Source organism: Streptomyces sp. ERV7, assembly GCF_001653515.1.
GTDB lineage: Bacteria > Actinomycetota > Actinomycetes > Streptomycetales > Streptomycetaceae > Streptomyces.
Genome location: NZ_LYOY01000001.1, coordinates 218,373 through 243,255 on the forward strand (window position 1 = coordinate 218,373; position 24,883 = coordinate 243,255).

Consider the following 24,883-nt stretch of genomic DNA (forward strand, 5'->3'; position numbering starts at 1 on the left):
CCTCGGTGTTCGGTAACGCGTTCTCGGCAGGTCAGGTCGGTGCGCGCATCCGCCACACGCGCGGCCGCGGCGCACCAACCATGATCTCTGACCGGGGGCCACGAGGAAACTCATCGGTCATCGTCCGATTTCCTGGAAACGTTTTCCGGAAGCGCGTGATGTCACATGCGGGCACCGACCGGTGTGCCGTCGCGCGGAGTGAGGAAGGCAGGGGCGGACGGGAGGGAGCCGTCGGGAGCGCGCGGGCCCGTGAGCGTGCTCGGGTCCGTACTCCGGACGGAGGATTCGCCCCATGTCCCGCCCAGGTTCCACGAGTTGCCGCTCGCGACCGTGCCGCTTCCGACGGTGGCAGGACGGCCGTCCGCGACGGACAGGTTGGCGGTGAGCGTGGCGCGGGCCGAGGCCGTGTCGAAGTCGAAGCCCGTCTCCTTGTTGCGGAAGGTGGTGCTCCGGCTCACGGCGATCGCGCCCGGGTTGCCGTTGTCGGTGATGCCCTTGGCGGCATTCCGGAACGCCATGGTGGTGCGCAGCGTGTGCGCGGCAGCCGGGGCCGGGGTGCCGCCGCCGAGTTTGAAGCCGTTGCCGTCGCCCGCGAAGTCGGGGAAGTTCCAGCGGTTGAATCCGTTCCCGTACGCGATCGTGTTCTCGATCAGGACCGGGGAGGTGAACTTCCAGGCGTCGAAGCCGTCGTCGACGTTGTTCCACAGCCGGGCGCCGCGCACCACGTTGCCCGTACCGCTGCCCTCCTTGATCGCGAGCCCGTCCGCGCTCTCGCCGTTCTTGCGGGGGTCCGCGGTGGGGAGCAGCGGTGGCGGGCGGCCCGCCGCCACCGTCGCCCCGCCGTCGCGGTAGAGCTCGGCGAACCGGTCGAGCGGGGCGCGGCGCCCGAACGACGCGGTGGTGTGGTGGTGCCCCTCCTCCAGGACGACCGTGCGCAGCCCGGCCCGCGCGAGCGTCCGCGCGGCCATCGCTCCCCCGGCGCCGGACCCGATCACCACGGCGTCGGCGGTCGTCCGCGCGGGCCACTCCTCGGCCGGTACGCAGTCGAGCGGCGGATCGTCGGGCGGCGCCAGGAGCGGCCCCCGCGCGCCCTCGTGGAGCATGCGCTCGGTTCCGGCGGCGAGCAGCACCGGCACCTTGAGCAGGTCGAGGACCGGGGCGAGGGCGGGGCGGGCGCCGAGCGCCGCCATGACCCGCTCGCGCTCCCCGGTGCCGAGCGCGGCCAGCCGCCGTCCCGTCCGGGCGAGCGCGTACGCGTCCACGGCCGCCGCGGCCCCCCGCAGCCCCGCCCGGGCCGGCGCCGGCATCGAGGCGAGGACGTCGTCGAGCCTGCGCGGCACGGTCGCCGTCCAGGGCCGGGTGCCGTCGTCGGCGAGCAGCGCGGCCACAAGGCCGGACGCGGTCCGGCTGCCGTCCCGGCTCATCGGCCGCCCACCTCCGCGTGGGCCGTACCCTCCAGCGTCCACTGCGCTTCCGGCCGCCATCGCCCCCACCAGCGTTCCAGGCGGACGACCGCGTCGGCCGCCTCGCTGTTGCGGCAGACGGCCTCGCTCCCGTCGGGGTCCGTGTAGCCGAGGGTCAGGGTGCGCTCCTCGGGCTGGGTCACCTCGACCCGGATGCGGCGCAGGCCCGCGCGTCCGGTCACCGTCCACACCGGCAGCCCGATCTCCGCCCGGAAACGGCCCAGGGCCGACCGCTCGGCCCGCCGGGGCCAGGTGCGACCGCGCCGCCGCAGCCGCAGGAAGACCAGCGGCGGCAGCGCGCGCAGCACGGGCCGCGTGGAGACCGCCGCCACGACCTCCAGGACGTCACCGCCGCCGAGGTCCGCGTGCAGCCAGGACCAGCGGCGGGCGTTGCCGTGCCCGTATATACGGGCGGAGGCGCCGGGCGCGCCCTTCAGCGTCAGGGTCCGCCCGCCGTGGGTGACCGTGCCGTCGTAGGTGGCGCGGGCCGCCGGGAGGATCTGGGCGGCGGGCAGCAGCGGGCGGCGCCAGGACCAGCGCGGGAAGGTGAACAGCGGGGTGTCCTGGGCCTGTTCGGCCAGGTCCCAGGTGAACGCGCCCGCCGTTCCGGTCAGTCGGCCCGGCCGGACCGAGACGCCCTCGGCGCTGAAGCCGTCCGTATCGCCCTTCCAGGGCTCGGGGCCGAAGCGGGCGTACTCGACGGGGCCGTCCTCGGGGAACACCGCGACCCAGCCGTGGGCGTGGGCGCCCGAGCCGTCCGTGGGCGCGACCAGCTCGTGGTGGAGCCATAGGCCGTCGCCGGTGGCCGGGTCGGTCGCGGTGGTGTACCAGACCTCGGTACGGCCGGGCTCGCCCTTCCAGCGCGGCGCGGCCAGGGCGTCGGCGTCCTCGCGGCGCGGGAAGCGGAAGCTCGCCAGGAACGGGGCCAGGCCCGTGACCAGGGGAAAGCGCAGGGCGCCGACGCCGACCCGCTCGCCCTCCTCGTACAGGGTGCAGGGCAGGACCGTCATCGAGCGGACCGGGCGCAGCGGGGTGACGGACTTCCAGCCGTCCAGGGTCAGCCGGCGTCCGTCCACAGTGAAGGCGAGGCGGTAGCGGATGCGGCGGCGCGCCAGCGGGGAGATCTCCAACTCGCCCACCGCGCAGGGGTCGTCGGCCCAGCCCTCGATCCGGATCCGGCCGGTGAGGCGGGCCTCGGTCGTGCCGGCCGGGCGCAGGACGGTGTCGGCGAAGGCCCGAAGGCCGAGGCGGGCCGCGCGGGTGCGGCCCTCGCCGTCGAGCCGGAACGTACCGAGCAGGGTCTCCCGGAACTCCGTGCCCCGGCCGCTCACACCAGGCCTTCCAGCATGATCCGCTCGGTGGCGGTGAGATAGGCGTCCGCCGCCGCGTGTGCCGCGGCGCCGTCGCCCGCCGCGACCGCCTCGACGACCGGGGCGAGCCGCGCGTACGCCGCCTCGGGATCGGTGAACGGCCCCACCAGGGCGGCCCGCACGGGCAGATAGGCGTTGAAGAGGGTGTTGGTGAGGAGCCCGTAGACCCGGTTGCCGGTGGCCCGGGCCAGCGCCCGGTGCACCTCCGCGTCGGCCAGCTGCACCGCGTCACCGCCCTCCGACTCCCGTACGGCATCGAGGAGTCGGCGCAGCTCAGTGACGGCCCGGTCGTCGCGGCGGGCCGCCGCGCGCTCGGCGATCAGCGCGCCGATGCCGCGCCGCACCTCGAAGATCTCGCCGATCCAGTCGGGGCTGTGGCGCACCAGCATGGGCAGCAGATCGGCGCCGCCCAGGCGCGCGTAGTCACGGACCCGGGTGCCGACACCGTGGCGGGTCTCCAGGAGCCCGGCCTGGACGAGTCGGCCGAAGGCGTGCTTGAGGGTGGTCCGGGTGACGCCGTAGCCGTCGGCGAGGCTGCGTTCGGGTGGCAGATAGCTGCCCGCCGGATGGCGGCCGGTGAGGATGTCCTCGCGCAGCCGGTTCTCCAGGACGTCGACGATGGTCTCGCGGGGCAGCGTCTCCACGAAGTCCCTCCCCAGGGTGGCGGTACCGAAGCAGGTATGTGGTTCAGTGGCTGAGCCACTGAACCAGTGGCCTTCCGGCACCGTCAAGAGGCGTGCGCCGAGACGGGCCGATACGTCCGGAGAGGCCGATACGGACCGTTGCGACCACGAACGCGCCCCCGTGTCCGCGCCGGATACGGCACCGCCCGTAAAGGATCAAGAGCGTTCCGGAGAGGGCAAGGTCACAGCCCTTCCCCCTGCTGCACCTTTGCGCCACTGCCCTAGCATCTGAGCATGACGGTCCTGCCTGACGACGGGCTTTCGCTGGCCGCCGAGTTCCCTGATGCAACCCATGAGCAGTGGCAGCGCCTCGTGGAAGGCGTGCTGCGCAAATCGGGTAAAGATGTCTCGGGCACGGCTGCCGAGGAGGCACTGTCCACCCCGGTCGAGTCCGGGCTCACCACCCGGCCCCTGTACACCGCGCGAGACTCCGCGCCCGATGCCGGTTATCCGGGCTTCGCCCCCTTTGTCCGGGGAAGCCGGCCCGAGGGCGGCGCGGCGGACGGCTGGGGCGTACGACAGCGCCACGCCGGAACCGACCCCGCCCGGGTCAACGAGGCCGTGCTGGCCGATCTGGAGAACGGCGTCACCTCGCTCTGGCTGGCCGTAGGCCAGGGCGGTGTGCCGGTCTCCTCGCTCGCCCGCACCCTCGACGGCGTCTACCTCGACCTCGCGCCCGTCGTCCTCGACGCGGGCGCCGAATTCGAGCCCGCCGCACGCGAGTTGCTCCGGCTGTACGAGGAGCGCGGCGTCCCCGCCGACTCCGCGCGCGGCTCCTTCGGCGCCGACCCGCTGGGCCACGAGGCCCGTACCGGCGAGGCGCTCGATCCGGCCCCCGCGGTCGGCCTCGCCCGGCTCTGCGACGAGCGGTTCCCGCGGCTGCGCGCCCTTACCGTGGACGCGCTGCCCTACCACGAGGCGGGCGGCTCGGCCGCCGAGGAGCTCGGCGCGTCGCTGGCCACCGGTGTCGCCTATCTGCGTGCGCTCACCGAGGCGGGCCTGTCCGTCGAGGCGGCCTGCGCCCAGCTGGAGTTCCGCTACGCGGCCACCGCCGACCAGTTCCTGACCATCGCCAAGCTGCGCGCCGCGCGGCGGCTGTGGGCGCGGGTCGCCGAGGCGAGCGGGGCCCCCGCCGCCGGAGCGCAGCGCCAGCACGCGGTGACCTCGCCGGTGATGATGACGCGCCGCGACCCGTGGGTGAACATGCTGCGCACCACGGTGGCCTGTCTGGGCGCGGGCGTCGGTGGCGCGGACGCCGTCACCGTCCTCCCCTTCGACCACTCCCTCGGCCTGCCCGACGGCTTCGCTCGCCGTATCGCGCGCAACACCTCCTCGATCCTTCTGGAGGAGTCGCACCTGGCCCGGGTGATCGACCCGGCGGGCGGCTCCTGGTACGTGGAGCGACTCACCGACGAACTCGCCCACAGCGCCTGGGAGTTCTTCCGGACGATCGAGCGCGCGGGCGGCCAGGCGGCCGCGCTGCGCTCCGGGCTGATCCGCGAGCGGCTCGCCGCGACCTGGGCCGAGCGCGGCGCCGAGCTCGCGCGGCGGCGCGAACCGGTCACCGGTGTCAGCGAGTTCCCGCACCTCGCCGAGCGTCCCGTCGAGCGCGAGGCGGCCCCCGCCGAGCCCTCGGGCGGGCTGCCGAAGGTGCGGCGCGACGAGGCGTTCGAGGAGCTGCGCGCCCGCTCGGACGCCCACCTCGCCGCGACCGGGACCCGCCCGCGGGTCTTCCTCGCCGCGCTCGGCCCGGCCGCCGCGCACACCGGCCGGGCGACCTTCGCCTCCAACCTGTTCCAGGCCGGCGGCATCGAGCCCGTGCACGACCCGGTGTCGGTGGACGCGGCCACGGCCGCCGAGGCGTTCGCCGCGAGCGGTGCCACCATCGCCTGTCTGTGCTCCAGCGACGCGCTCTACGCCGAGCAGGCCGAGGCGGTCGCCGCCGCGCTCAAGTCGGCCGGTGCGCGCACTGTCCACCTCGCCGGCCGCGGCGAGTACACCGGTGTCGACAGTGGTGTCTTCGCCGGCTGCGACGCGGTGGCCGTGCTCTCCTCCGCCCTCGACCGCATGGGAGTGGCGTCATGACGATCCCCGACTTCTCGGAGCTGCCGCTGGCTCCGGGCGCCGGCGCCGACGGCTCCGAAGACCAGTGGCGCACCGCCGTGAAGGAGTCCACCGGGAAGGCCGACGGCGATCTGCTGTGGGAGACCCCGGAGGGCATCGCGGTCAAGCCGCTCTACACCGAGCGCGACCTGGAGGGCCTGGACTTCCTGGGCACCTACCCGGGCGTGGCGCCGTATCTGCGCGGCCCCTACCCGACGATGTACGTCAACCAGCCCTGGACGATCCGGCAGTACGCCGGGTTCTCCACGGCCGAGGAGTCCAACGCCTTCTACCGGCGCAACCTCGCCGCCGGGCAGAAGGGCCTCTCGGTCGCCTTCGACCTGCCGACCCACCGCGGCTACGACAGCGACCACCCCAGAGTCACCGGCGACGTCGGCATGGCGGGCGTGGCCATCGACTCCATCTACGACATGCGTCAGCTCTTCGACGGTATCCCGCTGGACAGGATGACGGTGTCGATGACGATGAACGGCGCGGTGCTGCCCGTTCTGGCGCTCTACATCGTGGCGGCCGAGGAGCAGGGCGTACCGCCCGAGAAGCTGGCCGGGACCATCCAGAACGACATCCTCAAGGAGTTCATGGTCCGCAACACCTACATCTACCCGCCCAAGCCCTCGATGCGGATCATCTCCGACATCTTCGCGTACACCTCGCAGAAGATGCCGCGCTACAACTCGATCTCCATCTCCGGCTACCACATCCAGGAAGCGGGCGCGACGGCCGACCTGGAGCTGGCGTACACCCTCGCGGACGGCGTGGAGTATCTGCGGGCCGGGCAGGAGGCGGGTCTCGACGTCGACGCGTTCGCGCCCCGGCTCTCCTTCTTCTGGGCGATCGGCATGAACTTCTTCATGGAGATCGCGAAGATGCGGGCGGCCCGGCTGCTGTGGGCGCGGCTGGTCAAGCAGTTCGACCCGAAGAACACCAAGTCCCTGTCGCTGCGCACCCATTCGCAGACCTCGGGCTGGTCGCTGACCGCGCAGGACGTGTTCAACAACGTCACGCGCACCTGTGTGGAGGCGATGGCCGCCACCCAGGGCCACACCCAGTCGCTGCACACCAACGCCCTGGACGAGGCGCTGGCCCTGCCGACCGACTTCTCGGCGCGCATCGCCCGCAACACCCAGCTGCTCATCCAGCAGGAGTCGGGCACCTGCCGGGTCATCGACCCCTGGGGCGGCAGCGCGTACGTGGAGAAGCTCACCTACGACCTGGCACGGCGGGCCTGGCAGCACATCCAGGAGGTCGAGGCGGCCGGCGGTATGGCGCAGGCCATCGACGCGGGTATCCCGAAGCTGCGCGTCGAGGAGGCGGCCGCCCGCACCCAGGCGCGCATCGACTCCGGGCGCCAGCCGGTGATCGGCGTCAACAAGTACCGGGTGGAGAACGACGAGCAGATCGACGTCCTCAAGGTCGACAACTCCTCGGTGCGCGCCCAGCAGATCGCCAAGCTGCGGCGGCTGCGCGAGGAGCGCGACGAGGCGGTCTGCCAGGACGCGCTGCGCGCGCTGACCGACGCCGCCGCCTCCGGCACCGGCAACCTCCTTGAGCTGGCCGTGAACGCGGCCCGCGCCATGTCGACGGTCGGCGAGATCTCGGACGCCCTGGAGAAGGTGTACGGACGCCACGCGGCGCAGACCCGTACGATCTCCGGCGTGTACCGCAACGAGGCAGGAGAGTCGCCTTCCGTGGAGCGCACCCGCGCCCTGGTGAACCGCTTCGACGAGGCGGAGGGCCGCCGTCCGCGCATCCTGGTCGCCAAGATGGGCCAGGACGGCCACGACCGCGGCCAGAAGGTGATCGCCACCGCCTTCGCCGACCTCGGCTTCGACGTCGACGTCGGCCCGCTGTTCCAGACGCCGGGCGAGGTGGCCCGCCAGGCGGTCGAGGCGGATGTGCACATCGTCGGGGTGTCCTCGCTCGCCGCCGGTCACCTCACCCTCGTACCGGCGCTCCGCGAGGAGCTGGCCGCCGAGGGCCGCGACGACATCATGGTCGTCGTGGGCGGTGTGATCCCGCCGCAGGACGTCCCGACCCTCCTGGAGATGGGCGCCGCGGCGGTCTTCCCGCCGGGGACGGTCATCCCGGACGCGGCGTACGACCTGGTGACGCGGCTCGGCGCGGCGCTGGGCCACGACGAGCTGTAGCCGCCCGTGCGCATCGATCTCGACAGTTACGTCAAGGGTGTGCTCGACGGGAAGCGGGCTTTCGTGGCCCGCGCCATCACGCTCGTCGAGTCCACCCGGCCCGACCACCGGACGCTGGCGCAGCAGTTGCTCACCGAGCTGCTGCCGCACACCGGCAACGCCCGGCGGATCGGCATCAGCGGGGTGCCGGGGGTGGGCAAGTCCACCTTCATCGACGCCTTCGGCACGATGCTGACGGGGCTCGGCCACCGGGTGGCGGTACTCGCCGTCGACCCGTCGTCCACCCGTACCGGCGGCTCCATCCTCGGCGACAAGACGCGGATGGAGCGCCTGGCGGTGGACCCGGCGGCGTTCGTGCGGCCCTCACCGAGCGCGGGCACCCTCGGCGGCGTCGCCAAGGCGACCCGTGAGTCGATGGTGGTGATGGAGGCGGCGGGCTACGACGTCGTCCTGGTGGAGACCGTCGGGGTGGGCCAGTCCGAGACGACGGTCGCCAACATGGTCGACTCGTTCCTGCTGCTCACCCTCGCGCGCACCGGCGACCAGCTCCAGGGCATCAAGAAGGGCGTCCTGGAACTGGCCGACGTGATCGCCGTCAACAAGGCGGACGGGCCGCACGAGCGCGACGCCAGGTCGGCGGCGCGCGAACTGGCGGGCGCACTGAGGCTGATGCACCCGGCGGACGCGGCCTGGACACCGCCGGTCCTGTGCTGCAGCGCCCGCGAGTCCAGCGGCCTGGACACCGTCTGGGAGCGCATCGACCAGCACCGTACGCTCCTGGACTCCACGGGACGGCTCGCCGCCAAACGTCGTGACCAGCAGGTCGACTGGACGTGGACGATGGTCCAGGACGAGCTGCTGGACCGGCTGCGCGCGCACCCTGCCGTACGGGACCTGGCCCCGGTGCTCGAACAGCGCGTCCGGGACGGCGAGTTGACGGCGACGCTCGCCGCGGGACACCTCTTGAGCGCGTTTCAAGGGGAGCCCGGGGTGCGGTGAAGGGCTGCCCCTGAAGCGGCACGCAACCGCATCGCACTTCCGTGAGCCCTCAGAAGGCCCGGACCCACACGGTCCGGGCCTTCCCCGTGCTCAGGCCGGGGCGCCCGCCAGCTCCGCGCCCTCCGCGTCGTGCAGTCGCTCGATCAGTGCGGCGCGGGCCCGGGCCACCCGGGAGCGCACGGTTCCCACAGGGCAGTTGCTGACGTGGGCCGCGTCCGCGTAGGGCAGCCCGAGGAGCTGCGTGAGGACGAAGGCCTCCCGGCGCTCGTCCGGGAGCGCCGCCAGCAGATCGGCCAGCGCGACCCCGTCGTCGAAGCCGGGCAGCCCCCGGGGCTGGGCCCGTTCGGCGGCCGACTGCCAGTCGGCGGTGTCGCAGACGCGCGGCCGCGCGGCGGCGTACCGCAGGTTGTCGACCACCGCGCGGCGGGCTATCGACAGCAGCCAGGTGCGGGCGGAGGAACGGCCTTCGAAGCGGTGCAGGCTGCCCAGGGCCCGTAGGAAGGTCTCCTGGGTCAGATCGTCGGCGGCCTGTGGATCGGCGCCGAGGTAGGTGACGTAACGGCGTACGTCGCGGTGGAGCGCGCGGACGAAGTGCTCGACGGCTTCGGGGTCGCCCGTGCGGGCGGCCAGCGCCCAGGCCGTGATGACCTGGTCCGTCGACTCGTCGCGCGAGCGGGGCAGGGCAGGAGTGATCACCTGATGTCCTTCTCGGGAATCCGGGATCCGGACCGGCCGGCTCGGCGGCGGGTCCGGTGAAGGGGTACGGCGGCACGAAGGCGTGCGGCCGATGCCCGGGGCGCCGGAGAGGGACTCCCAGGACGCCGCGGGGAACCGGCTGTCGTCAGACGACAGCGGTCCCGGCGGGCGGACCCCGTGAGGTGATCGCGTGGACGAGGAAGAGCTGCCTGGGCGCGCGGACCGTACGGTCCGGGCGGGCGCGCCGGCGCGCGGGCCGCGGCGGCGCGGCCGAGAGCGGCATCAGCCGCAGCGGGGCGAAGAGCCGGCCGGCGAAGGCCCGCAGGATCCGGAAGGCCGCGCGCTCACCGTGCGCCAGCCACAGCCCGCACAGCAGCGCGGCGAGGAGGTGGGCGGCGAACATGCCACTGGAGGACATCCCCAGGGGCATATCGGCCATGTCGTGGCCCATGGAGCCCATGTGACCCATATGGCTCATATGAGTCGTGGACATTCCGGTCATCCGCATGTCCATGGGCTGCGCGGCGGGCCGCGCGGTGGTCTGGGCCCACGAGAACAGCTCGTGCAGCACCGTCTGGGTTCCCACGGCGAACGCCACGACCGGCCCGAAACCGCGCTCGCGCCCTGCCAGGGCCCACGCCGTGGCGCCGGTGGCGACGAAGCCGCACCCCAGCGCCCACCAGGGCACCGGGGCATCCGACATGAGGGCGTGCCCCAGCGCGGTGAGCAGCACACAGAGAGCCGCGAACATCGCGGCCCGCACCGTGCGGCAAGTGTCTGGGGCAGTCATGGCGCGCTCATCCTCGCATCCGCCCCGGGCGTTTCACCGGCGGGTTCGCACATTGATCGGCCGATTCCGCCCTGAAAGCGTGCGTGATCCACGCCACGTCGACTCGCCGGAACCCGAGGCCGGTTCACACCGACTACTGGGGCGGGCCCGGGCTGTCAGTCCGGCTTGTGGCCGTGCGGGATGAGACGGCCCATCGCACGCCGGGCGGCCGGTACCAGGCCGTGCGGGGTGGCGGTGGGGGCGGCCCCCGCACCCGCCCCGACGGTGGCGCGCGGTGCGGGCACGGCCGAGCCGTACCACTCGCACGGCGGGCCCGGGTGGCGCTGACGGGCGTCGCCGTGCGCCTTCAGCGCCACGCTGACCAGGCTCAGCAGCAGCTCGACGTCCGCGTCGCAGTCGAGGAGCACGGTGAGCCAGGCGGACCCGGGCGTCACCCGGATCGCGCTGCTGCGCCGGAGCTCGGGCAGCAGCCGCTCTATCGCCGGGTGGGTGAGATGCAGATCGGCGGCGTAGTCGGAGTGGAAGTGCACCACCTCGTACTCGATCGTGCGAAAGGCTTGCCCAACGGCGCACCGGGGCGGGCCACTTACCAGATTCGGCCATGTCTCCAACTGAGCCATGGCGCGATGGGCCGCGGTCATAACCCCATCCTCGCGCACGATTCACCCGCGGGACACCCCCGTCACGCTTATCCGGCGCCGCTTGACCAATCCGTGCCCCAATGCCGGTGCGGACGAATCAGTCCAGAGTGACCGGACCCTCACCGGTCCTGGCCTGCGAGGTGCCCTCCCCGGCCGACGACTCGCCCTCTCCCCGCGCGGGCTTCCCGGAGGCACCGGGGTAACTCTGCAGCTCCAGCGGGCCGCTGCCCTTCGCGGAGCCGTCGCGCCGGTCCTGGCCCTGGCCGGATCCGCTCAGGTTCTGGCGTACCGAGTCGAGGATCGTCAGGCCCTGGCCGACCAGGCCCGCCGCGATCTCGCCGAGTCCGTCGGCCCCGTTCAGTACGTTGACGTTGGCGCCCGCGAGCCCGCCCGCGGCCTCCTTGACGATCTGCGGCAGCTGGTCGATCAGCATCCGGTCGAGGGCGACCCGGTCGTACGAGGCGGCCGCCTCGGCCTGGATCTTCATCCGCTCGGCCTCGGCCACGGCCAGCACCCGGATCCGCTCGGCCTCCGCCTCGGCGGGCTTGACGATCTCGGCGACCAGCTGCTGCTGGCGCAACTTGGCCTGGCGCAGCGCCAGTTCGGTCTGGGCCGCGAGGACCTCCTGCTGGGCGTGGGCCTGGGCGAGCGGGCCGGCCTGGGCGGCCTTGGCCTGGGCGCGGTCGACCTCGGCCGAGTACTCGGCCTTGACGACGGCGGTCTGGCGGGCGTATTCGGCCTGGTTGCGCGCGGCCACCTGCTCGGCCTCGACCGAGGCCTGGGTGGCCTGCGCCTGGGCGATCTGGGCCTGGCGCTGGATGGCCGCCTTGTGCGGCGCCGACATCGCCTCGATGTAGCCGGTGTCGCCGTCGTCGATCGACTGGATCTGGAGCGAGTCGACGATCAGGCCGATCTTCGCCATCTCCGACTTCGAGGTGTCCAGGACCTCGGCGGCCAGCTTCTGGCGCTCGGTCACGATCTCCTCGACGGTCATCGAGCCGATGATCGCCCGCAGATGACCGGCGAAGATCCGGCCGGTGAGCACCGACATCTGGTCCTGGTCGGACAGGAAGCGCTGACCGGCGTTGACGATGGACTCGGTGTCGTTGCCGACCTTGAAGGCGATGACGGCCCGTACGGTCAGCGCGATGCCCTGCTTGGTCACACAGGTCTCGGTGACCTCGGACTCGCACATCGCCAGGGTGAGGAACCGGGTCTTGCGGAAGACGGGGAGCACGAACTTGCCGTGCCCGGTCACCACCCGGAACGGCGCGCCACCCAGGCCTCGTCTGCCGCCCGAGATGAGCATCGCCTCGTCCGGGGCGGGCACGCGGTAACCGAACATGTGGGTCTCCCTTGTCTTCTGCTTGAGGTACTGCTGAGCGGCCCGGGGGCCGGGCGGTCTCAGCCGGAGCCGAGACCCAGCTCGTCCAGCGGGTCGGCCCACGCGATGACGTCGACCTGACGCGTGCCGCGGGACTCCACGACCAGGACCCTCGCCCCGCGCGGCAACGGCTCCTCGGACCAGGCGAGGAACGTCTCCGAGCCACCGCGGACCCGTACCAGGACCTCGCCGGGGCCGCCGGAACCGCGGGTTCCGACGAGCACTTCGCCGGTGCAGCCGATCACGGCATCGTCCTGCTCCATGGCCCGACCGCCCCCCTTGTCGCCGTGGAACCGGCCCTCCACGGTCCGGGGCCGCCCACACGTTCCGGACACGCGACCGATCCGGACTTCCGACGATAGCTCCCCACCTGCGTACGGCCCATCCTCGGGTACCTGACGGAGTCTGACGTTCGGGTGCCAGAGGCCCTACACAATCGGCAACTAATTTGCGAAATCTGACACAACCCTGAAACCAGAGTGTCTTGTTCGGCCAGAGCGGCACCAGGAGACTGGGAGACAAGATCTACTGCGCCGCGCCGGGCCCCACTCCGGAAGGGCGCCGAAGCACCATGCGACACCCCGAGGCCGAGCTTCATGAACGAGGTGGGGCTGTTCCCCGGGACTGCCGGTCAGGCGGCGGCGAGCCGATCCACTCGCCGGACCGCGTGACGGGCCGGCGGCGCCTGCGGGAGTGCCCGCACGCCGCCCGAACGATCACTGCCAGGACGCCGCGGGGGCGTCCTCAGCATGCCTCGCTGGGAGAGTTCTTGATGATCACACGCAGGAATGCGATGAAGGCCGGTGTCGCGCTCACCGGCGCCGTGGGGGGCGCGGGACTGCTGCTTCCGGCGCTGAGCAGCGAGGCTCAGGCCCAGACGGCGACGGACATCGACCCCACCACCATCCCCAAGTTCGCTCAGGAGATGACGGTTCCGGAGGTCACCAAGCCGGACCGGATATCGGGCACCACCGCGTACTACAGCTTTGAGATGCAGGAAGTCCAGACCGAGATCATCCCGGGCAAGCAGACGACCGTCCGCACCTTCGACGGCCACTTCCCCGGTCCGTGGATCAAGGCGTGCTCGGGCCACCGCGTGGTGGTCACGCAGAAGAACAACCTGCCGTCGCCGACCTCGATCCACCTGCACGGCGGCCACGTCCCGGAGTCCAGCGACGGCACCCCGATGGACCTGATCCAGCCGGGCAACGAGAAGACCTACACGTACCCGAACAGCCAGCCCAACGCGAACCTGTGGTTCCACGACCACGCGCACCACGTCGAGTCGGAGAACGTCTTCCGCGGGCTGACCGGGTTCTACACGCTGATGGACCTGCCGGAGAAGGCGCTGGGGCTGCCGTCGGGCGCCTACGACATCCCGATCGCCATCCGGGACGCCCGCTTCGACGTCGACGGCCAGCTCATCTACCAGATGAACGACTTCCGGGGCCGCACCGTCATCCTCGCCAACGGCAAGGCCTGGCCCTACTTCGAGGTCGCGGCGCGCAAGTACCGCTTCCGGCTGTACAACACGGCCAACATGAAGTTCTTCACGCTGAAGCTGTCCAACGGCTCGACCGTCCAGCACATCGGCGGCGACGGCGGCCTGCTGGAGGCCCCGGTGACCACCGACGCGATCTCGCTGACGTCCGGCGAGCGCGCCGACATCGTCGTCGACTTCTCCAAGTTCCCGGTGGGCACCACCTTCGAGCTCGTCAACACGGAAGGCGTGCCCGCGGGCGTGCCCCCGACGCCGGTCCTCCAGTTCCGGGTGACCCGCACGGCCGCGGACTACAGCCGGGTCCCGGCGAAGCTGCGGACGCTGCCCGCGCTGCCGACGCCGACCGTCAACCGCAACGTGGTGCTGCGCGTGGACGAGGGTGTCGCGGACGGCATGGGGTACATCGACGACAAGGTGTACGACCACAACCGCGTCGACAACACCATCAAGTACGGCGACACCGAGGTGTGGACGGTCAGCAACGTCAACCAGCGGGTGCCGCACAACTTCCACATCCACCTGGTGCAGTTCCGGGTGCTGGAGCGCAACGGCGTGCCGGTGACGTCCGGGCCCGAGACCGGGCTCAAGGACACGGTCCGGCTGATGCCCGGCGAGAAGGTGAAGGTGCAGGCCACCTTCACCGGCTACCGCGGCAAGTACGTCTACCACTGCCACATGTTCGACCACGCGGCGATGGGCATGATGGCGACGATGGAAGTCGTCTGACGCCCGTGCCGTAGCGGCGGGGCCCCTCCGGGAATCCTCCCGGGCGTCCCCTCGCACCGTCTCGTCGGCTGGTATCAGGCCGTGGAAGTCAGCTCCGGCACGCCCCTCGGGCTCCCGTCCGCGTCGATCGCCACGAACGTCAGCTGGGCCGTGGCGACCTCCGTCGTGGGGCCGGAGGCGTTCCAGCGTTCGGCCGTGACGTGGACGGCGACGTCCATCGAGGTGCGGCCGGCGCGTTCCAACTCGGCGTGCACCGTGAGCAGGTCGCCCGCGCGGACGGGGGACAGGAACGCCATGCGGTTCACCGAGACGGTGACGGCGGGGCCGTCCGCGTGGCGGCCCGCGGCGGCCGCGGCCGCGTCGTCGATCAGCTTCATGACGACGCCGCCGTGGATCGTGCCGTACAGATTGGTGTCGTGCTCGCTCATGATGTGCGCGAGGGTGACCCGGGAGTCGGCGGGTGCCTTGTGGGCGCGGCCGGTGGTCGTGCGGATGCCCATGGGGTGCACGGGACTCTCCTTCGCGAGTCGCGGTGGGGATCCCGGGCGGTTGGTCGCGAGGAACCGGAATTCGCCGAGAAGCGAAGGCGAAGGGTGCGGAGGATCGGCAGCGCCGGTGGCACGCGTGTCCGAGTGCGTGTCCGCCCGCTCCGCCGGCCCTCCCCTCGAAGGCCGCCGAGATCACCGTACGCACGGGTGGCGCACGGGCAGGGGCAGGTCTTCGGACTCGCGGGCACGCCTGCCGGTTTCCCGGCGGACACCTAGTGGCCGTCGCTTCCCGGGCCCTCGCGGGCCCAGTGCGTATGACGGCGGTCGTTCCCGCTCACCGCTGCGGGGCAGTCCCGGATTCCCACCGGGTTCCCTCTTGCGACGCATCCCGCCTGGCGGACGGGGCGAACCAGCTGCACCGACAGCGTAACCAGAGAGCGGCAACCGGACGGCAATCGGCTGCCCGGCACCCTCGTCCGTACGAGCCTCACTCCGTCCCGTACCGGTGGAATCCTCTCCCGCTCCTGCGGCCGAGCAGACCCGCCTCAACCATGCGCTGGAGCAGCGGCGGCGGGGCGTACAGCGGCTCCTTGAACTCCGCGTACAGGGAGTCCGCGATCGCCGCCACCGTGTCCAGGCCGATGAGGTCGGCGAGCCTGAGCGGGCCCATGGGGTGGGCGCAGCCCCGTTCCATACCGGTGTCGATGTCGGCCGCCGTGGCGAAGCCCGACTCGGCCATGCGGACGGCGGCCAGGAGGTACGGGACCAGCAGGGCGTTCACCACGAACCCGGCCCGGTCCTGGGAGCGGACCGTGGTGCGGCCCAGGACGGAGGCGGCGAACTCCTCGACCCTGGACAGGGTGTGAGCCGAGGTGTGCAGGGACGGGACCACCTCCACCAGCGGCATGACCGGCACCGGGTTGAAGAAGTGCAGGCCCACCACCCGGTCCGCGCGCCCGGTCGCCATGCCCAGGCGCATGACCGGCACCGAGGAGGTGTTGGTCGCCAGGATCGCGTCCGGATCCTCCACGGCCTTGTCGAGCGCGGCGAACACCTCGGCCTTCAGCGCCGGGTCCTCGGGGACCGCCTCGACGACCAACTGCCGGTCGGCCAGGTCGTCGAGGCTGCCGCTGAACACGAGCCGGGCCAGGGCGTCGTCCCGCTCGGCCCGGGTCGCCTTGCCCCGTTCGACGGCGCGGTCCAGGGAACGGGCCAGCCGTTCACGGGCCGCCCGGGCCGCGGTGGCGTCGGCCTCGCAGACGACGGTGTCGAGTCCGGCCCGGGCGCACACCTCCGCGATCCCCGAACCCATCTGGCCGCCCCCGACGACCCCCACGCGCTGGATGGTGCTCACGATCCCTCCGTACGGTCTGGTGAAGCAGGTGGATGACGGTGCGTGACGGTGCGGTGAAACCCTCAGTGGAACTGCTCCTCTTCCGTCGAGCCGCGCAGCGCGAGCGTCTCGGCGGCCGGGTTGACGGCGGTGGAGACGAGGTCGAAGTAGCCGGTGCCGACCTCCCGCTGGTGCCGGACGGCGGTGAACCCGTCGCGCTGGGCGGCGAACTCCCGCTCCTGGAGGTCGACGTACGCCGTCATACCGGACTCCGCGTAGCCGCGCGCCAGGTCGAACATGGCGTGGTTGAGGGAGTGGAAGCCCGCCAGGGTGATGAACTGGAAGCGGTAGCCCATCGCCCCCAGCTCCCGCTGGAACTTGGCGATCCGGTCGTCGTCGAGCGCCGCCCGCCAGTTGAACGACGGCGAGCAGTTGTACGCGAGCATCTGGTCCGGGTACCGGTCGTGGATCGCCTCGGCGAACGCGCGGGCCTGCGCCAGATCCGGCGTGCCCGTCTCCATCCACAGCAGGTCCGCGTACGGGGCGTAGGCCAGACCGCGGGCGATGGCCGGGCCCATCCCGGGCTCGACCCGGTAGAAGCCCTCCGCGGTGCGCTCGCCGGTCACGAACGGGGCGTCGCGCTCGTCGACGTCGCTGGTCAGCAGGTTGGCGGCGAGCGCGTCCGTGCGGGCCACGAGCAGGGTGGGGACGTCGGCGATGTCGGCGGCGAGCCGGGCGGCGTTGAGGGTGCGGATGTGCTGGGCGGTGGGCACGAGGACCTTGCCGCCGAGGTGGCCGCACTTCTTCTCGGACGCCAGCTGGTCCTCGTAGTGGATGCCCGCCGCACCGGCCGCGATCATGGCCTTGGTCAGCTCGAACGCGTTGAGCGGCCCGCCGAACCCCGCCTCCGCGTCCGCGACGATCGGCGCCAGCCAGTCCGTGGTGTCGCCGGCGCCCTCGGCGGTGGCGATCTGGTCGGCCCGCAGCAGCGCGTTGTTGATCCGGCGCACGACGGTGGGCACGGAGTTCACCGGGTAGAGGCTCTGATCGGGGTAGGTGTGACCGGCCTGGTTGGCGTCGGCGGCCACCTGCCAGCCGGAGAGGTAGATCGCCTGGAGGCCCGCCTTGACCATCTGGACGGCCTGGCCGCCGGTGAGCGCGCCGAGTGCGTGCACATAGTCGCGCTCGTGCAGCTGCCGCCACAGCCGCTCGGCTCCGCGCCGCGCCAGCGTGTGCTCCTCGCGGACACTGCCCGACAGCCGTACGACGTCCGCCGCGCTGTGGGTGCGCTCGACCCCCTTCCAGCGGGGCTCCGATGCCCAGCGCCGCGTGAGCTGCTCGGCCGCCGTCGTGACGTCCCGCGCGGTAGCGACGTCCTGTGCCGTGGTGGCGTCCTGTGTCATGGCCATCTCCTCGGAGTGCGAAGGGTGTTAAGGAGGGTGGGAGAGTCGGCGGAGTCAACGCCGGGGATGCTGCGGCCGCCCGGAACCGTACGCTCGGCGCACAGGCCGACGGCTGTGCCGTCGGGCGCGACGGGTCAGGTGCACCGGGAGTGGAGTGGAGCGGTATACCGACCCAGCCGGCCCGGGGCTTCGGTTCCGGGCGGCCGCGGTACGACTGTGGCAGGGGTGCCGGGCGGGTGTCGATGCCGGCCGGAAGCCATGTTGTGCGAATCTTTCCGCCCTGCTGTGCCAACTTTGCGAACCCACCCGTGAGTTACGCTGATCGCGCCCGATCGGCTCGCGGGGACCGTACGGACACGCGCGCGGCCGCCCGTACGCGAAGGGGGACGCGGTGAGCAAGACGTACGCCGGTGCGCGGCTTCGACGGCTGCGCGAGGAGCGCCGGCTCAACCAGGCCGAGCTGGCCAGGCTGCTGGCGATCTCGCCGAGCTATCTGAACCAGATGGAGCACGACTCGCGCCCGCTGACCGTGCCCGTACTGCTGCGGCTGACCGAGGCGTTCGGCGTCGACCCGTCGTTCTTCTCCGAGCACGACACCACCCGGCTGCTCGCCGGACTGCGCGAGGCCATGGCCGACCAGGTGTCCGCCGCCCGCGTCTCGCCGTCCGAGCTCGCCGATCTGGCGGGCCGGCTGCCGGGCGTCGCCGAGGTGCTCCTGGATCTGAGCCGACGCAACCAGGACCTGACCGAGCGGCTGGCCGAACTGGCCGACGGACGCGATGACTTGGCGACTCCGGTGGCCGCCCGGACCCCGCACGAGGAGATCCGCGACTTCTTCTACCGCCGTCAGAACTACCTCCACGATGTGGACCTGGCGGCCGAGGAGCTCGCCGCCGAGATCGGCATCCGCCCCGGCGAGGTCCGCCAGGCGCTCGCCGCCCGCCTCGCCACCGGACATGGCGTCCGTCTGGTCACCGAGGAGGGCGACCGGCTGCACCGCTACGACCCGGCGACCCGCGTCCTGTACCTCTCGCCGCGGCTGCGGCCCGGCCAGCAGGCGTTCCGGCTGGCCACCCAGCTCGCCCTGCTCGAATACGCCGGTGAACTGTCCCGGCACGCCGCCGAGGACTTCGACCCGGCGGCCCCGGCCTGGCCGCTCGCCCGCATCGGCGTCGCCAACTACTTCGCCGCCGCGCTGATCCTCCCGTACCGCACCTTCCACGCCGCGGCCGAGGAGGTCCGCTACGACATCGAGCGGCTCGGCGACCGCTTCGGGCTCGGCCACGAGACGGTCTGCCATCGCCTCAGCACCTTGCAGCGGCCGCGCGCCCGGGGCGTGCCGTTCTCGTTCGTCCGCGTCGACCGGGCCGGCAACATGTCCAAACGCCAGTCGGCGACGGGTTTCCACTTCTCCCGCAGCGGCGGCACCTGCCCGCTGTGGAACGTCTACGAGGCCTTCGCCTCGCCCGGCCGCATCCACGTCCAGATCGCCGCGATGCCCGACGGGCAGCGCTATCTGTGGACCGCCCGTACGGTCACCCGGCACCGGGGCGGCTGGGGCGAGCCCGCCAAGACCTTCGCGATCGGCCTCGGCTGCGAACTGCGCCACGCCTCCCGCCTCGTCTACTCCGACGGCCTCGACCTGGACAACGCGGCCGCGGCGACCCCGATCGGCATGGGCTGCCGGATGTGCGAACGCCTCGACTGCCCGCAGCGCGCGGTTCCGCCGCTGGGGCGCCCCCTGGCGATCGACGAGAACAGCACGACGTTCGTGCCGTATCCGGTGGCGGACGGCGCGGGGCAGGAGAGGTGACCGGTCACATGGCGTGGCCGCTGCCGTACGGGGCGTACAGGTCGAGCAGCCGGGTGCGGGCGGCGTGCAGACGGTGGGCCAGGACGCGGCCCACCCAGCCGCCGACGGCCACGCCGAACGCCGGGTCGGCTTCCATGAGGTCGCGTACGGCGGCGGCGTCGAACTCGTAGGCGTGTACGGGTGTCATGGCCTCGGCGCCCAGCTGCCACACATAGGGGCGGAACAGCCAGGACCAGCCCACCAGTTCGTCCGCGGCGAGCGTCTCGATCACGGCGGGGCGTCTGCCGGGGATGCGCATGTCGAGGGTGACGGTGCCCGAGCGCAGGACCCAGAACCGGTCGGCGTGGCCGCCCTCGTTGAAGAGGCGGGTCCCGGTGGGGAAGTCGACCTCGCGGGCGAGGCCGGTGAGGCGGTTGCGGTGCTCGTCCGCCAGGGCGCTGGTGAGCCGGGGGAGCGCGGGGATGCTCATGGGCGGCCTCCTTGTCGGTCCTCTTCCAGTGTCACCCGGAGTCGGCCGCGGTGTGCCGCCGTGCCCGCCCGTCGCACGCTGGGGTGCCGCCGCCCGGCTCGGCTGCGGCCCGCGGGGCCGGTGGGGCCGGTGGGCGGACGGCGTCCTCCAAGGTGGGGACCAGGCGCAGAGCCGGGCCCAGGCCCGACAGCGCCAGGATCCGCAGAGTGAACGGGTGCGCACACACCACGGTGAGGCTGCCGTGGCGGGCGGTCACGCGGCGGCGGGCCGCGCTGAGCAGCCGCAGGCCGGAGCAGTCGAAGAAGGTGACCGCCGTCAGGTCGATCACGACCTTGGGCTCGTACGGGGCGGTCACCGCCTCCAGGTACGGGACGACCTCGGCGGCGGTGGCGATGTCGATCTCGCCGCAGAGGGCCAGGACTGTGTGCCCGTGCGCGCGGTAGACGCGTGACGGTGGAGCGAAGTCCGGAAGGACGGTGACCATGTGCTCACCTCGGGGGAGGCGACCCGCCCGCCCGGAGGCGAACGGAGGAGAGGGTGCGGGGGCAAGGTGCGGTGGGACGATCTGCGGTGGGGCGATGCGTGGTGGAACCGTGGAGACGTCCGGCCCCCTGTGTCGAGAACCGGGGCCTCCGGTGTGTGCATGCCCGGCCCAAGTGGCCATTGAACATTATGCGTTGGCATATGACCGATCCGCAGTTGATCGGTTGTGCCGGAGGGCCTGACGGGGCCTGGCCCGGCGGTCAGGAACCGTCGTGGGTGGTGCGGGCCGGGCCGTGCTCCACTCCCAGCAGATCGTCGATACCCGCCTTGATGCGCTCCGGCGTCACTCCCCGGGTGACCGTGAGGTGCTCGAACAGGCTCGGTACGAAGGGGGCGAGCAGGAGGTGGGCCAGCATCGCCGTGTCCGCCTCGGGACGCGCTTCGCGCAGAAGCATCGACGTATGGGCGAACAGCGTCGCGTACACCCCGCTGCTGTAGCGCGCGCTCGGTGACGCGGCCTCGGCCATCTGCATGATCTCGCGCTGCTCCACGATCCGGTCGGCGAGCGCGTGCAGGAAGGCGCGCAGCCGCTCGGCGGGCGGGGCGCCCGGGCCGAGCGGCGGGGGGCCGGACAGGAACGACTGCTGGAAGCGCTGCTCGCTGTCGTCCAGGAGGGCGAAGAGGAGCTGGCCGACATCGCCGAACCGCCGGTAGACCGTGCCGACGCCCATGCAGGCGGCGTGCGCGACCGCGTTCATGGTGACGGCCTGGGGCCCCTGCTCCCTGACCAGTCGGGCGGCCGCGTCGAGGATCTTCCGGCGGTTGCGGGCGGCGTCGGCGCGCTCGGGTGGAGCCTGGCCCGTGACGGAGAGTTCGATGCGGGTCATGGTTCGAGGCTATCGGATACCTATCCGTTTTGATCGCGGGAAGCTTGAGGCCCGTCCTGTGGGCCCGAGATTCGGGCATGGCGCGCACTGCCGAAACCCCCTTGCAAAGTGGATTGCTATCCGCTTTACTCGTCATCGGCGACGGAAGCGGATAGCTATCCAGTTCGCCGGTACGGTCTAACGATCTCTGCTTGGGAGGGGCCTCGTCATGAGTGCCAAGGTCGCGGTCATCTACTACTCGTCCACCGGGAACGTCCACCAGCTCGCCAAGGCGATAGCCGAGGGGGCGGAGAAGGCCGGTGCCGAGGTCCGCCTGCGCAGGGTCCCCGAGCTGGCCCCGGACGCCGCCATCGACGCCAACCCGGCGTGGCGCGAGCACGTCGAGGCGGTCAAGGACGTCGTCGAGGTCGCCACGCTCGACGACCTGGAGTGGGCGAACGCGTACGCCTTCGGCTCGCCGACCCGCTACGGCAACATCGCCGCGCAGCTGAAGCAGTTCATCGACACGACGGGCGGCCTCTGGTCGAAGGGCATCCTGTCCGACAAGCCCGCCACCGGTTTCACCAGCGCCCACAACAGGCACGGCGGCAACGAGTCGACGACGCTCGCCCTGTACAACACGTTCCACCACTGGGGCTCGCTGATCGTCGCCCCCGGCTACACGGACCCGGTCGTGTACGGCGCGGGCGGCAACCCGTACGGCACGGCCCACTTCGGCTCCGACGCCGTCTCCGACGAGACGCTGGTCGCGGCCCGCTACCAGGGTGAGCGCCTGGCGACGATCACGGCGCGCCTCCAGGCCGGCGCGCGCTGACCCTTGCCGCTACCTCGGCGCCCCTGACTGTGCGTAACGGTCGGGGGCGCCGACGCGTACCGGGGAACGTCCCTATGGCCTCTTGGCGTTGAGCTTGTCGAGGATGCTTCCGGCGTGGCCGTAGCCCGTGCGGGGTGCGGGGGCCTCGGTGTCCGGGGCCACGGGTATGGATGGCTGCTGGTAGAGGTAGCCGACGCCCCGGGCCGAGACGATCGAGGCGCTGCCCAGCGGGGTCGCGTCCAGCTTGATCCGCAGCCGCGAGATCATGAACTTCACCTTCCGGGTGTCGCTCCGGGTCGGCGTGTCCCACGCCCTGGCGAGCAGCTTGTCCAACGGCTGGACGCTGCCCGCGTTACGTACGAGAAGGTCGAAGAGGCGGAACTCGGTGCCGGTCAACTGCAGTGGAGTGCCGGCCACTTGCGCTTCGCGCCGCACGGAGTCAAGCCGTACCGTTCCGTCGTCGTACACCTCTTCCGTCCACCGCCCGGAGGTCTGGCGGTGCAGCACGCGCTCGATGCGTGCGACGAGTTCCTCGATGCTGAAGGGTTTCACCACATAGTCGTCCGCGCCGCTGTCCAGCAGGTGAACGCGGGAGCGGAGATCGGAGCGCGCCGTGACGACGATGACGGGGACGTCGCTGACGAGGCGCAGGCGCTTGAGCACTTCAGAGCCGTCCATGCCGGGCAGCCCGAGGTCGAGGAGGACGAGGTCGGGCCGTTGTGCGTAGGCCTCTCGCAGTCCGCCTGTGCCGTCGGGCTGTGCCTCGACGTGGTAGCCGCGCTGGACCAGTGCGTGCCGCAGCGCGTATCTGACCCCTTGGTCGTCCTCGATGAGCAGGAGTCGAGCCCCCTTTGCGGGGTGTCGGGCGGACGGCACGCTCGCGGGCTCCTCGGACGGGTCCGTCAGGCGGTGGGAGCGGACCGAGCTGACGGGCACGCCGCGGCCGAGCAGCGACGACAACTCCCGCTCCTGGCAGGGTCCACAGACACGCGACTCCCGGCCCTCCACGTTGAGCACGAACTCCACTTCTCCGCCGCACGGGCGGCCGGCGACGTCCTTCGAGCACCGCAGCGCCAGCTCGGTGGCCGCCTGTTCGTCGGCGCGCTGCCGGGTCCGGCGGGCGGCGGATCGGCACGTCGCCGAGCAGTACCGCCGGGGTCGCCCCGTACTGAGCGCGGCGGGCAGGGCAGTGCCGCACTCCTCGCACGTACGCTCATCCGCGCTCACGGCACTCCCCCCTTGGTCCTTGGTGCTTGTTGGTGCTTGGTGCGCAACTCGTTGGTGTGCAACTCGACGGCACGAAACGAGTTTCGTGCTGCTTCTCAGCATGGATTGGGTGAGCAGGTCTTGGCCATACCCCGAAGGTGTTGTTCCCTTTTGGGAGGAGGCCCGGCCGCCTCGCGGCGGCCAGGCCCGGTGTCATGATCGCTCGTGCTTGCCGGCGTCGACGATCAGGTCACCCACCGCGATGAGCGCTCTTGCCGCCAAGGCAAGGGCCTCGTTCTGTTTCAGGGCCGACGCGGTGTCCAGGACACTCAGTACTGCGCGCAGGCCTTTCCACCACGAGGCGCCTTCCCGCGGGTACCACCTCACGACGGGCCCGGATTCGGTTCCGGGGGCTTCATGACCCCCCGTTCGCTCCTCTCGCTCTTCCGGGCCCTTCGGCTTCAGGATGTGACGCATCGACGCCCTCCTCCCGACAGCGACCGCGACCATCGCGAACTGTCGCGACACGCGCGCGGTGGTCGTACCGCGAGTACCGCGAGAAGAAGCCGACCGGTGTGCGCCACCCCGTCATCCGAAGTGATTCCGGCTACGGTCCCGTGGGCGGAGGGGCGGGGGCAAGCGCCCGCAATCAACGTAGCGCGGCGGGCGCCCGGTGGGGCGGGACGGGGCGTTAGACGTGGGCCCTCATGGGCACCCGTACGAACCGACCGTACGTGCAGTCGAGTTCGGAGGTAGAGCCATGGGTCTGGGCGGATGCATTCTGCTGATAGGGATCGGCGCGATTCTCACGTTCGCGGTCGACTGGCACGTTCAGGGCATGAACATCCATGTGGCGGGTCTCGTGCTGATGGCCGTCGGCATCATCGGAACGGCCGCGTACGTGAGCATCTTCAAGCGTCGTCGGCTGCAGGCGCCCCCGCCTGCCGCGCCGATCGTGGAAGAGGACCGCCGCTACTACTGATGAGACGTGGAGGACTGAGGATGGAAGCACTCTCGAAGAGGGTGACGACGGAGTCGACAGGCCTGGTGGAAGCGGCGGTCCTCGCCCTCGACTGCGCCGAGCCGGAGGCGCTGGCGGAGTTCTACGCCCGCCTGCTGGGCGCGGAGCTGTCCACGGAGTGCGGGGGGCCGGAACGCATCGAGATCACCGGCCGTGGCGGTACGAGGATGGCCTTCCGCCGAGACCACGGCGCGGCCCCCAACAGCTGGCCCCGCCCCGACGACTCCCAACAGGCGCACCTGGAACTGCTGGTGGCGCGGGTGGACATGGACGCGGTGGAACGCCAGGTGATCGCACTGGGCGGCCGCCCACTGGACACGAAGGACAACGAGGGCCCACGCGACTCCCGGCTGTATTCGGATCCGGCGGGGCATACGTTTTCGTTGCTGAGTCAGTGAGCGGGGCCTTCGGGCCGAGGAGAAGGCCCGAGGTGAACGTCAGT

At 71.9% G+C, this 24,883-nt stretch carries 24 protein-coding genes and 1 riboswitch; of the genes, 8 read left to right on the forward strand and 16 right to left on the reverse strand.

What is annotated here, in order from left to right; all coding sequences use genetic code 11:
- Nucleotides 1-161 precede the first annotated feature (161 nt).
- Genes A8W25_RS34630 through A8W25_RS00955 form a run of 3 tightly spaced genes read right to left on the reverse strand, consistent with a single transcriptional unit; the run spans nt 162 to nt 3,477 of the window.
- Nucleotides 162-1,424, reverse strand: a complete 1,263-nt coding sequence (locus A8W25_RS34630; protein ID WP_234386086.1) for a right-handed parallel beta-helix repeat-containing protein — start codon at nt 1,422-1,424, stop codon at nt 162-164.
- Nucleotides 1,421-2,794: a hypothetical protein gene (locus A8W25_RS00950; protein WP_079125724.1), complete on the reverse strand. Its 1,374-nt coding sequence runs from the start codon at nt 2,792-2,794 to the stop codon at nt 1,421-1,423. The genes A8W25_RS34630 and A8W25_RS00950 overlap by 4 nt, the downstream gene beginning before the upstream one ends.
- The gene (locus A8W25_RS00955) at nt 2,791-3,477 is read right to left on the reverse strand and encodes a FadR/GntR family transcriptional regulator (RefSeq protein ID WP_067154194.1); all 687 of its coding nucleotides are present in this window, start codon (nt 3,475-3,477) and stop codon (nt 2,791-2,793) included. Before A8W25_RS00955 ends, A8W25_RS00950 begins: the two co-directional genes overlap by 4 nt.
- A gap of 273 nt (nt 3,478-3,750) precedes the next feature.
- On the opposite strand from A8W25_RS00955, the gene A8W25_RS00960 reads away from it, so the two are divergent.
- The 3 genes from A8W25_RS00960 to meaB are packed head-to-tail and all read left to right on the forward strand — an operon-like array spanning nt 3,751 to nt 8,786.
- Nucleotides 3,751-5,601 carry a methylmalonyl-CoA mutase family protein gene (locus tag A8W25_RS00960; RefSeq protein WP_067154197.1) on the forward strand — a complete coding sequence of 617 codons (1,851 nt, stop codon included), beginning with the start codon at nt 3,751-3,753 and terminating at the stop codon, nt 5,599-5,601.
- On the forward strand, nt 5,598-7,787 hold the full coding sequence (scpA, locus tag A8W25_RS00965; RefSeq protein WP_067154200.1) for a methylmalonyl-CoA mutase: 2,190 nt from the start codon (nt 5,598-5,600) through the stop codon (nt 7,785-7,787). Before A8W25_RS00960 ends, scpA begins: the two co-directional genes overlap by 4 nt.
- Nucleotides 7,788-7,793: 6 nt before the next feature.
- Entirely contained in the window at nt 7,794-8,786 is a 993-nt protein-coding gene (meaB, locus tag A8W25_RS00970) for a methylmalonyl Co-A mutase-associated GTPase MeaB (RefSeq protein ID WP_067154203.1), read from the forward strand.
- 90 nt (nt 8,787-8,876) lie between these two features.
- On the opposite strand, the gene A8W25_RS00975 is transcribed toward meaB, so the two are convergent.
- The 5 genes from A8W25_RS00975 to A8W25_RS00995 all read right to left on the reverse strand — a co-directional run bounded on the left by A8W25_RS00975 (nt 8,877) and on the right by A8W25_RS00995 (nt 12,560).
- Nucleotides 8,877-9,482: a sigma-70 family RNA polymerase sigma factor gene (locus tag A8W25_RS00975; RefSeq protein WP_067154207.1), complete on the reverse strand. Its 606-nt coding sequence runs from the start codon at nt 9,480-9,482 to the stop codon at nt 8,877-8,879.
- A 145-nt stretch (nt 9,483-9,627) separates the two neighbouring features.
- Nucleotides 9,628-10,272, reverse strand: a complete 645-nt coding sequence (locus A8W25_RS00980) for a hypothetical protein (RefSeq protein WP_067154210.1) — start codon at nt 10,270-10,272, stop codon at nt 9,628-9,630.
- Between the two features lie 155 nt (nt 10,273-10,427).
- Nucleotides 10,428-10,913, reverse strand: a complete 486-nt coding sequence (locus tag A8W25_RS33775) for a luciferase family protein (RefSeq protein ID WP_158942339.1) — start codon at nt 10,911-10,913, stop codon at nt 10,428-10,430.
- Between the two features lie 97 nt (nt 10,914-11,010).
- Complete coding sequence (locus tag A8W25_RS00990; protein WP_079125725.1) at nt 11,011-12,258, reverse strand: flotillin family protein; 1,248 nt, start codon at nt 12,256-12,258, stop codon at nt 11,011-11,013.
- A gap of 59 nt (nt 12,259-12,317) precedes the next feature.
- Entirely contained in the window at nt 12,318-12,560 is a 243-nt protein-coding gene (locus tag A8W25_RS00995; protein WP_067156520.1) for a hypothetical protein, read from the reverse strand.
- Between the two features lie 509 nt (nt 12,561-13,069).
- On the opposite strand from A8W25_RS00995, the gene A8W25_RS01000 reads away from it, so the two are divergent.
- Nucleotides 13,070-14,524 carry a multicopper oxidase family protein gene (locus A8W25_RS01000; protein WP_067154215.1) on the forward strand — a complete coding sequence of 485 codons (1,455 nt, stop codon included), beginning with the start codon at nt 13,070-13,072 and terminating at the stop codon, nt 14,522-14,524.
- Nucleotides 14,525-14,598: 74 nt separating this feature from the next.
- Here the strand turns inward: A8W25_RS01000 and A8W25_RS01005 are convergent, their stop codons facing one another.
- From A8W25_RS01005 to aceA, 3 genes are all read right to left on the reverse strand, one after another.
- On the reverse strand, nt 14,599-15,024 hold the full coding sequence (locus tag A8W25_RS01005) for an acyl-CoA thioesterase (RefSeq protein ID WP_067154218.1): 426 nt from the start codon (nt 15,022-15,024) through the stop codon (nt 14,599-14,601).
- 214 nt (nt 15,025-15,238) lie between these two features.
- A riboswitch (cobalamin riboswitch) is annotated at nt 15,239-15,390 on the reverse strand.
- Nucleotides 15,391-15,499: 109 nt separating this feature from the next.
- Nucleotides 15,500-16,366, reverse strand: coding sequence for a 3-hydroxybutyryl-CoA dehydrogenase (locus A8W25_RS01010; protein WP_420708391.1), 867 nt, complete (start codon nt 16,364-16,366; stop codon nt 15,500-15,502).
- A 62-nt stretch (nt 16,367-16,428) separates the two neighbouring features.
- Nucleotides 16,429-17,748: an isocitrate lyase gene (gene aceA, locus A8W25_RS01015; RefSeq protein WP_067154221.1), complete on the reverse strand. Its 1,320-nt coding sequence runs from the start codon at nt 17,746-17,748 to the stop codon at nt 16,429-16,431.
- A 391-nt stretch (nt 17,749-18,139) separates the two neighbouring features.
- Here aceA and A8W25_RS01020 point away from each other — a divergent pair, with 391 nt between their 5' ends.
- Nucleotides 18,140-19,561, forward strand: coding sequence for a short-chain fatty acyl-CoA regulator family protein (locus tag A8W25_RS01020; protein WP_067154224.1), 1,422 nt, complete (start codon nt 18,140-18,142; stop codon nt 19,559-19,561).
- A gap of 4 nt (nt 19,562-19,565) precedes the next feature.
- Here A8W25_RS01020 and A8W25_RS01025 read toward each other — a convergent pair whose 3' ends face one another.
- The 3 genes from A8W25_RS01025 to A8W25_RS01035 form a co-directional block, all read right to left on the reverse strand.
- Complete coding sequence (locus A8W25_RS01025; protein WP_067154227.1) at nt 19,566-20,030, reverse strand: Crp/Fnr family transcriptional regulator; 465 nt, start codon at nt 20,028-20,030, stop codon at nt 19,566-19,568.
- Between the two features lie 31 nt (nt 20,031-20,061).
- Nucleotides 20,062-20,514 (reverse strand): STAS domain-containing protein, encoded by a 453-nt coding sequence (locus A8W25_RS01030; protein ID WP_067154230.1) that lies wholly within the window; start codon nt 20,512-20,514, stop codon nt 20,062-20,064.
- Between the two features lie 259 nt (nt 20,515-20,773).
- Nucleotides 20,774-21,400: a TetR/AcrR family transcriptional regulator gene (locus A8W25_RS01035; protein ID WP_067154234.1), complete on the reverse strand. Its 627-nt coding sequence runs from the start codon at nt 21,398-21,400 to the stop codon at nt 20,774-20,776.
- Nucleotides 21,401-21,608: 208 nt separating this feature from the next.
- Here A8W25_RS01035 and wrbA point away from each other — a divergent pair, with 208 nt between their 5' ends.
- Nucleotides 21,609-22,214, forward strand: coding sequence for an NAD(P)H:quinone oxidoreductase (gene wrbA / locus A8W25_RS01040; RefSeq protein ID WP_067154237.1), 606 nt, complete (start codon nt 21,609-21,611; stop codon nt 22,212-22,214).
- A 72-nt stretch (nt 22,215-22,286) separates the two neighbouring features.
- On the opposite strand, the gene A8W25_RS01045 is transcribed toward wrbA, so the two are convergent.
- Together A8W25_RS01045 and A8W25_RS33780 are read right to left on the reverse strand one after the other, a co-directional pair.
- Nucleotides 22,287-23,441: a response regulator transcription factor gene (locus A8W25_RS01045; RefSeq protein WP_067154240.1), complete on the reverse strand. Its 1,155-nt coding sequence runs from the start codon at nt 23,439-23,441 to the stop codon at nt 22,287-22,289.
- A 192-nt stretch (nt 23,442-23,633) separates the two neighbouring features.
- Nucleotides 23,634-23,948, reverse strand: a complete 315-nt coding sequence (locus A8W25_RS33780) for a hypothetical protein (protein ID WP_158942341.1) — start codon at nt 23,946-23,948, stop codon at nt 23,634-23,636.
- Between the two features lie 232 nt (nt 23,949-24,180).
- On the opposite strand from A8W25_RS33780, the gene A8W25_RS01050 reads away from it, so the two are divergent.
- Together A8W25_RS01050 and A8W25_RS01055 are read left to right on the forward strand one after the other, a co-directional pair.
- Nucleotides 24,181-24,402, forward strand: a complete 222-nt coding sequence (locus tag A8W25_RS01050) for a hypothetical protein (RefSeq protein WP_067154243.1) — start codon at nt 24,181-24,183, stop codon at nt 24,400-24,402.
- Between the two features lie 20 nt (nt 24,403-24,422).
- The gene (locus A8W25_RS01055) at nt 24,423-24,839 is read left to right on the forward strand and encodes a VOC family protein (RefSeq protein WP_067154245.1); all 417 of its coding nucleotides are present in this window, start codon (nt 24,423-24,425) and stop codon (nt 24,837-24,839) included.
- The last annotated feature ends 44 nt before the right edge of the window (nt 24,840-24,883 follow it).

Coding starts and splice junctions, on each gene's coding strand:
- A8W25_RS34630 (WP_234386086.1), bottom strand. CDS start 1,424: ATGAGCCGGGACGGCAGCCGGACCGCGTCCGGCCTTGTGGCCGCGCTG.
- A8W25_RS00960 (WP_067154197.1), top strand. CDS start 3,751: ATGACGGTCCTGCCTGACGACGGGCTTTCGCTGGCCGCCGAGTTCCCT.
- scpA (WP_067154200.1), top strand. CDS start 5,598: ATGACGATCCCCGACTTCTCGGAGCTGCCGCTGGCTCCGGGCGCCGGC.
- A8W25_RS00980 (WP_067154210.1), bottom strand. CDS start 10,272: ATGACTGCCCCAGACACTTGCCGCACGGTGCGGGCCGCGATGTTCGCG.
- A8W25_RS33775 (WP_158942339.1), bottom strand. CDS start 10,913: ATGACCGCGGCCCATCGCGCCATGGCTCAGTTGGAGACATGGCCGAAT.
- A8W25_RS00990 (WP_079125725.1), bottom strand. CDS start 12,258: ATGTTCGGTTACCGCGTGCCCGCCCCGGACGAGGCGATGCTCATCTCG.
- A8W25_RS00995 (WP_067156520.1), bottom strand. CDS start 12,560: ATGGAGCAGGACGATGCCGTGATCGGCTGCACCGGCGAAGTGCTCGTC.
- A8W25_RS01000 (WP_067154215.1), top strand. CDS start 13,070: ATGATCACACGCAGGAATGCGATGAAGGCCGGTGTCGCGCTCACCGGC.
- A8W25_RS01005 (WP_067154218.1), bottom strand. CDS start 15,024: ATGGGCATCCGCACGACCACCGGCCGCGCCCACAAGGCACCCGCCGAC.
- aceA (WP_067154221.1), bottom strand. CDS start 17,748: ATGACACAGGACGCCACCACGGCACAGGACGTCGCTACCGCGCGGGAC.
- A8W25_RS01025 (WP_067154227.1), bottom strand. CDS start 20,030: ATGAGCATCCCCGCGCTCCCCCGGCTCACCAGCGCCCTGGCGGACGAG.
- A8W25_RS01030 (WP_067154230.1), bottom strand. CDS start 20,514: ATGGTCACCGTCCTTCCGGACTTCGCTCCACCGTCACGCGTCTACCGC.
- A8W25_RS01035 (WP_067154234.1), bottom strand. CDS start 21,400: ATGACCCGCATCGAACTCTCCGTCACGGGCCAGGCTCCACCCGAGCGC.
- wrbA (WP_067154237.1), top strand. CDS start 21,609: ATGAGTGCCAAGGTCGCGGTCATCTACTACTCGTCCACCGGGAACGTC.
- A8W25_RS01050 (WP_067154243.1), top strand. CDS start 24,181: ATGGGTCTGGGCGGATGCATTCTGCTGATAGGGATCGGCGCGATTCTC.
- A8W25_RS01055 (WP_067154245.1), top strand. CDS start 24,423: ATGGAAGCACTCTCGAAGAGGGTGACGACGGAGTCGACAGGCCTGGTG.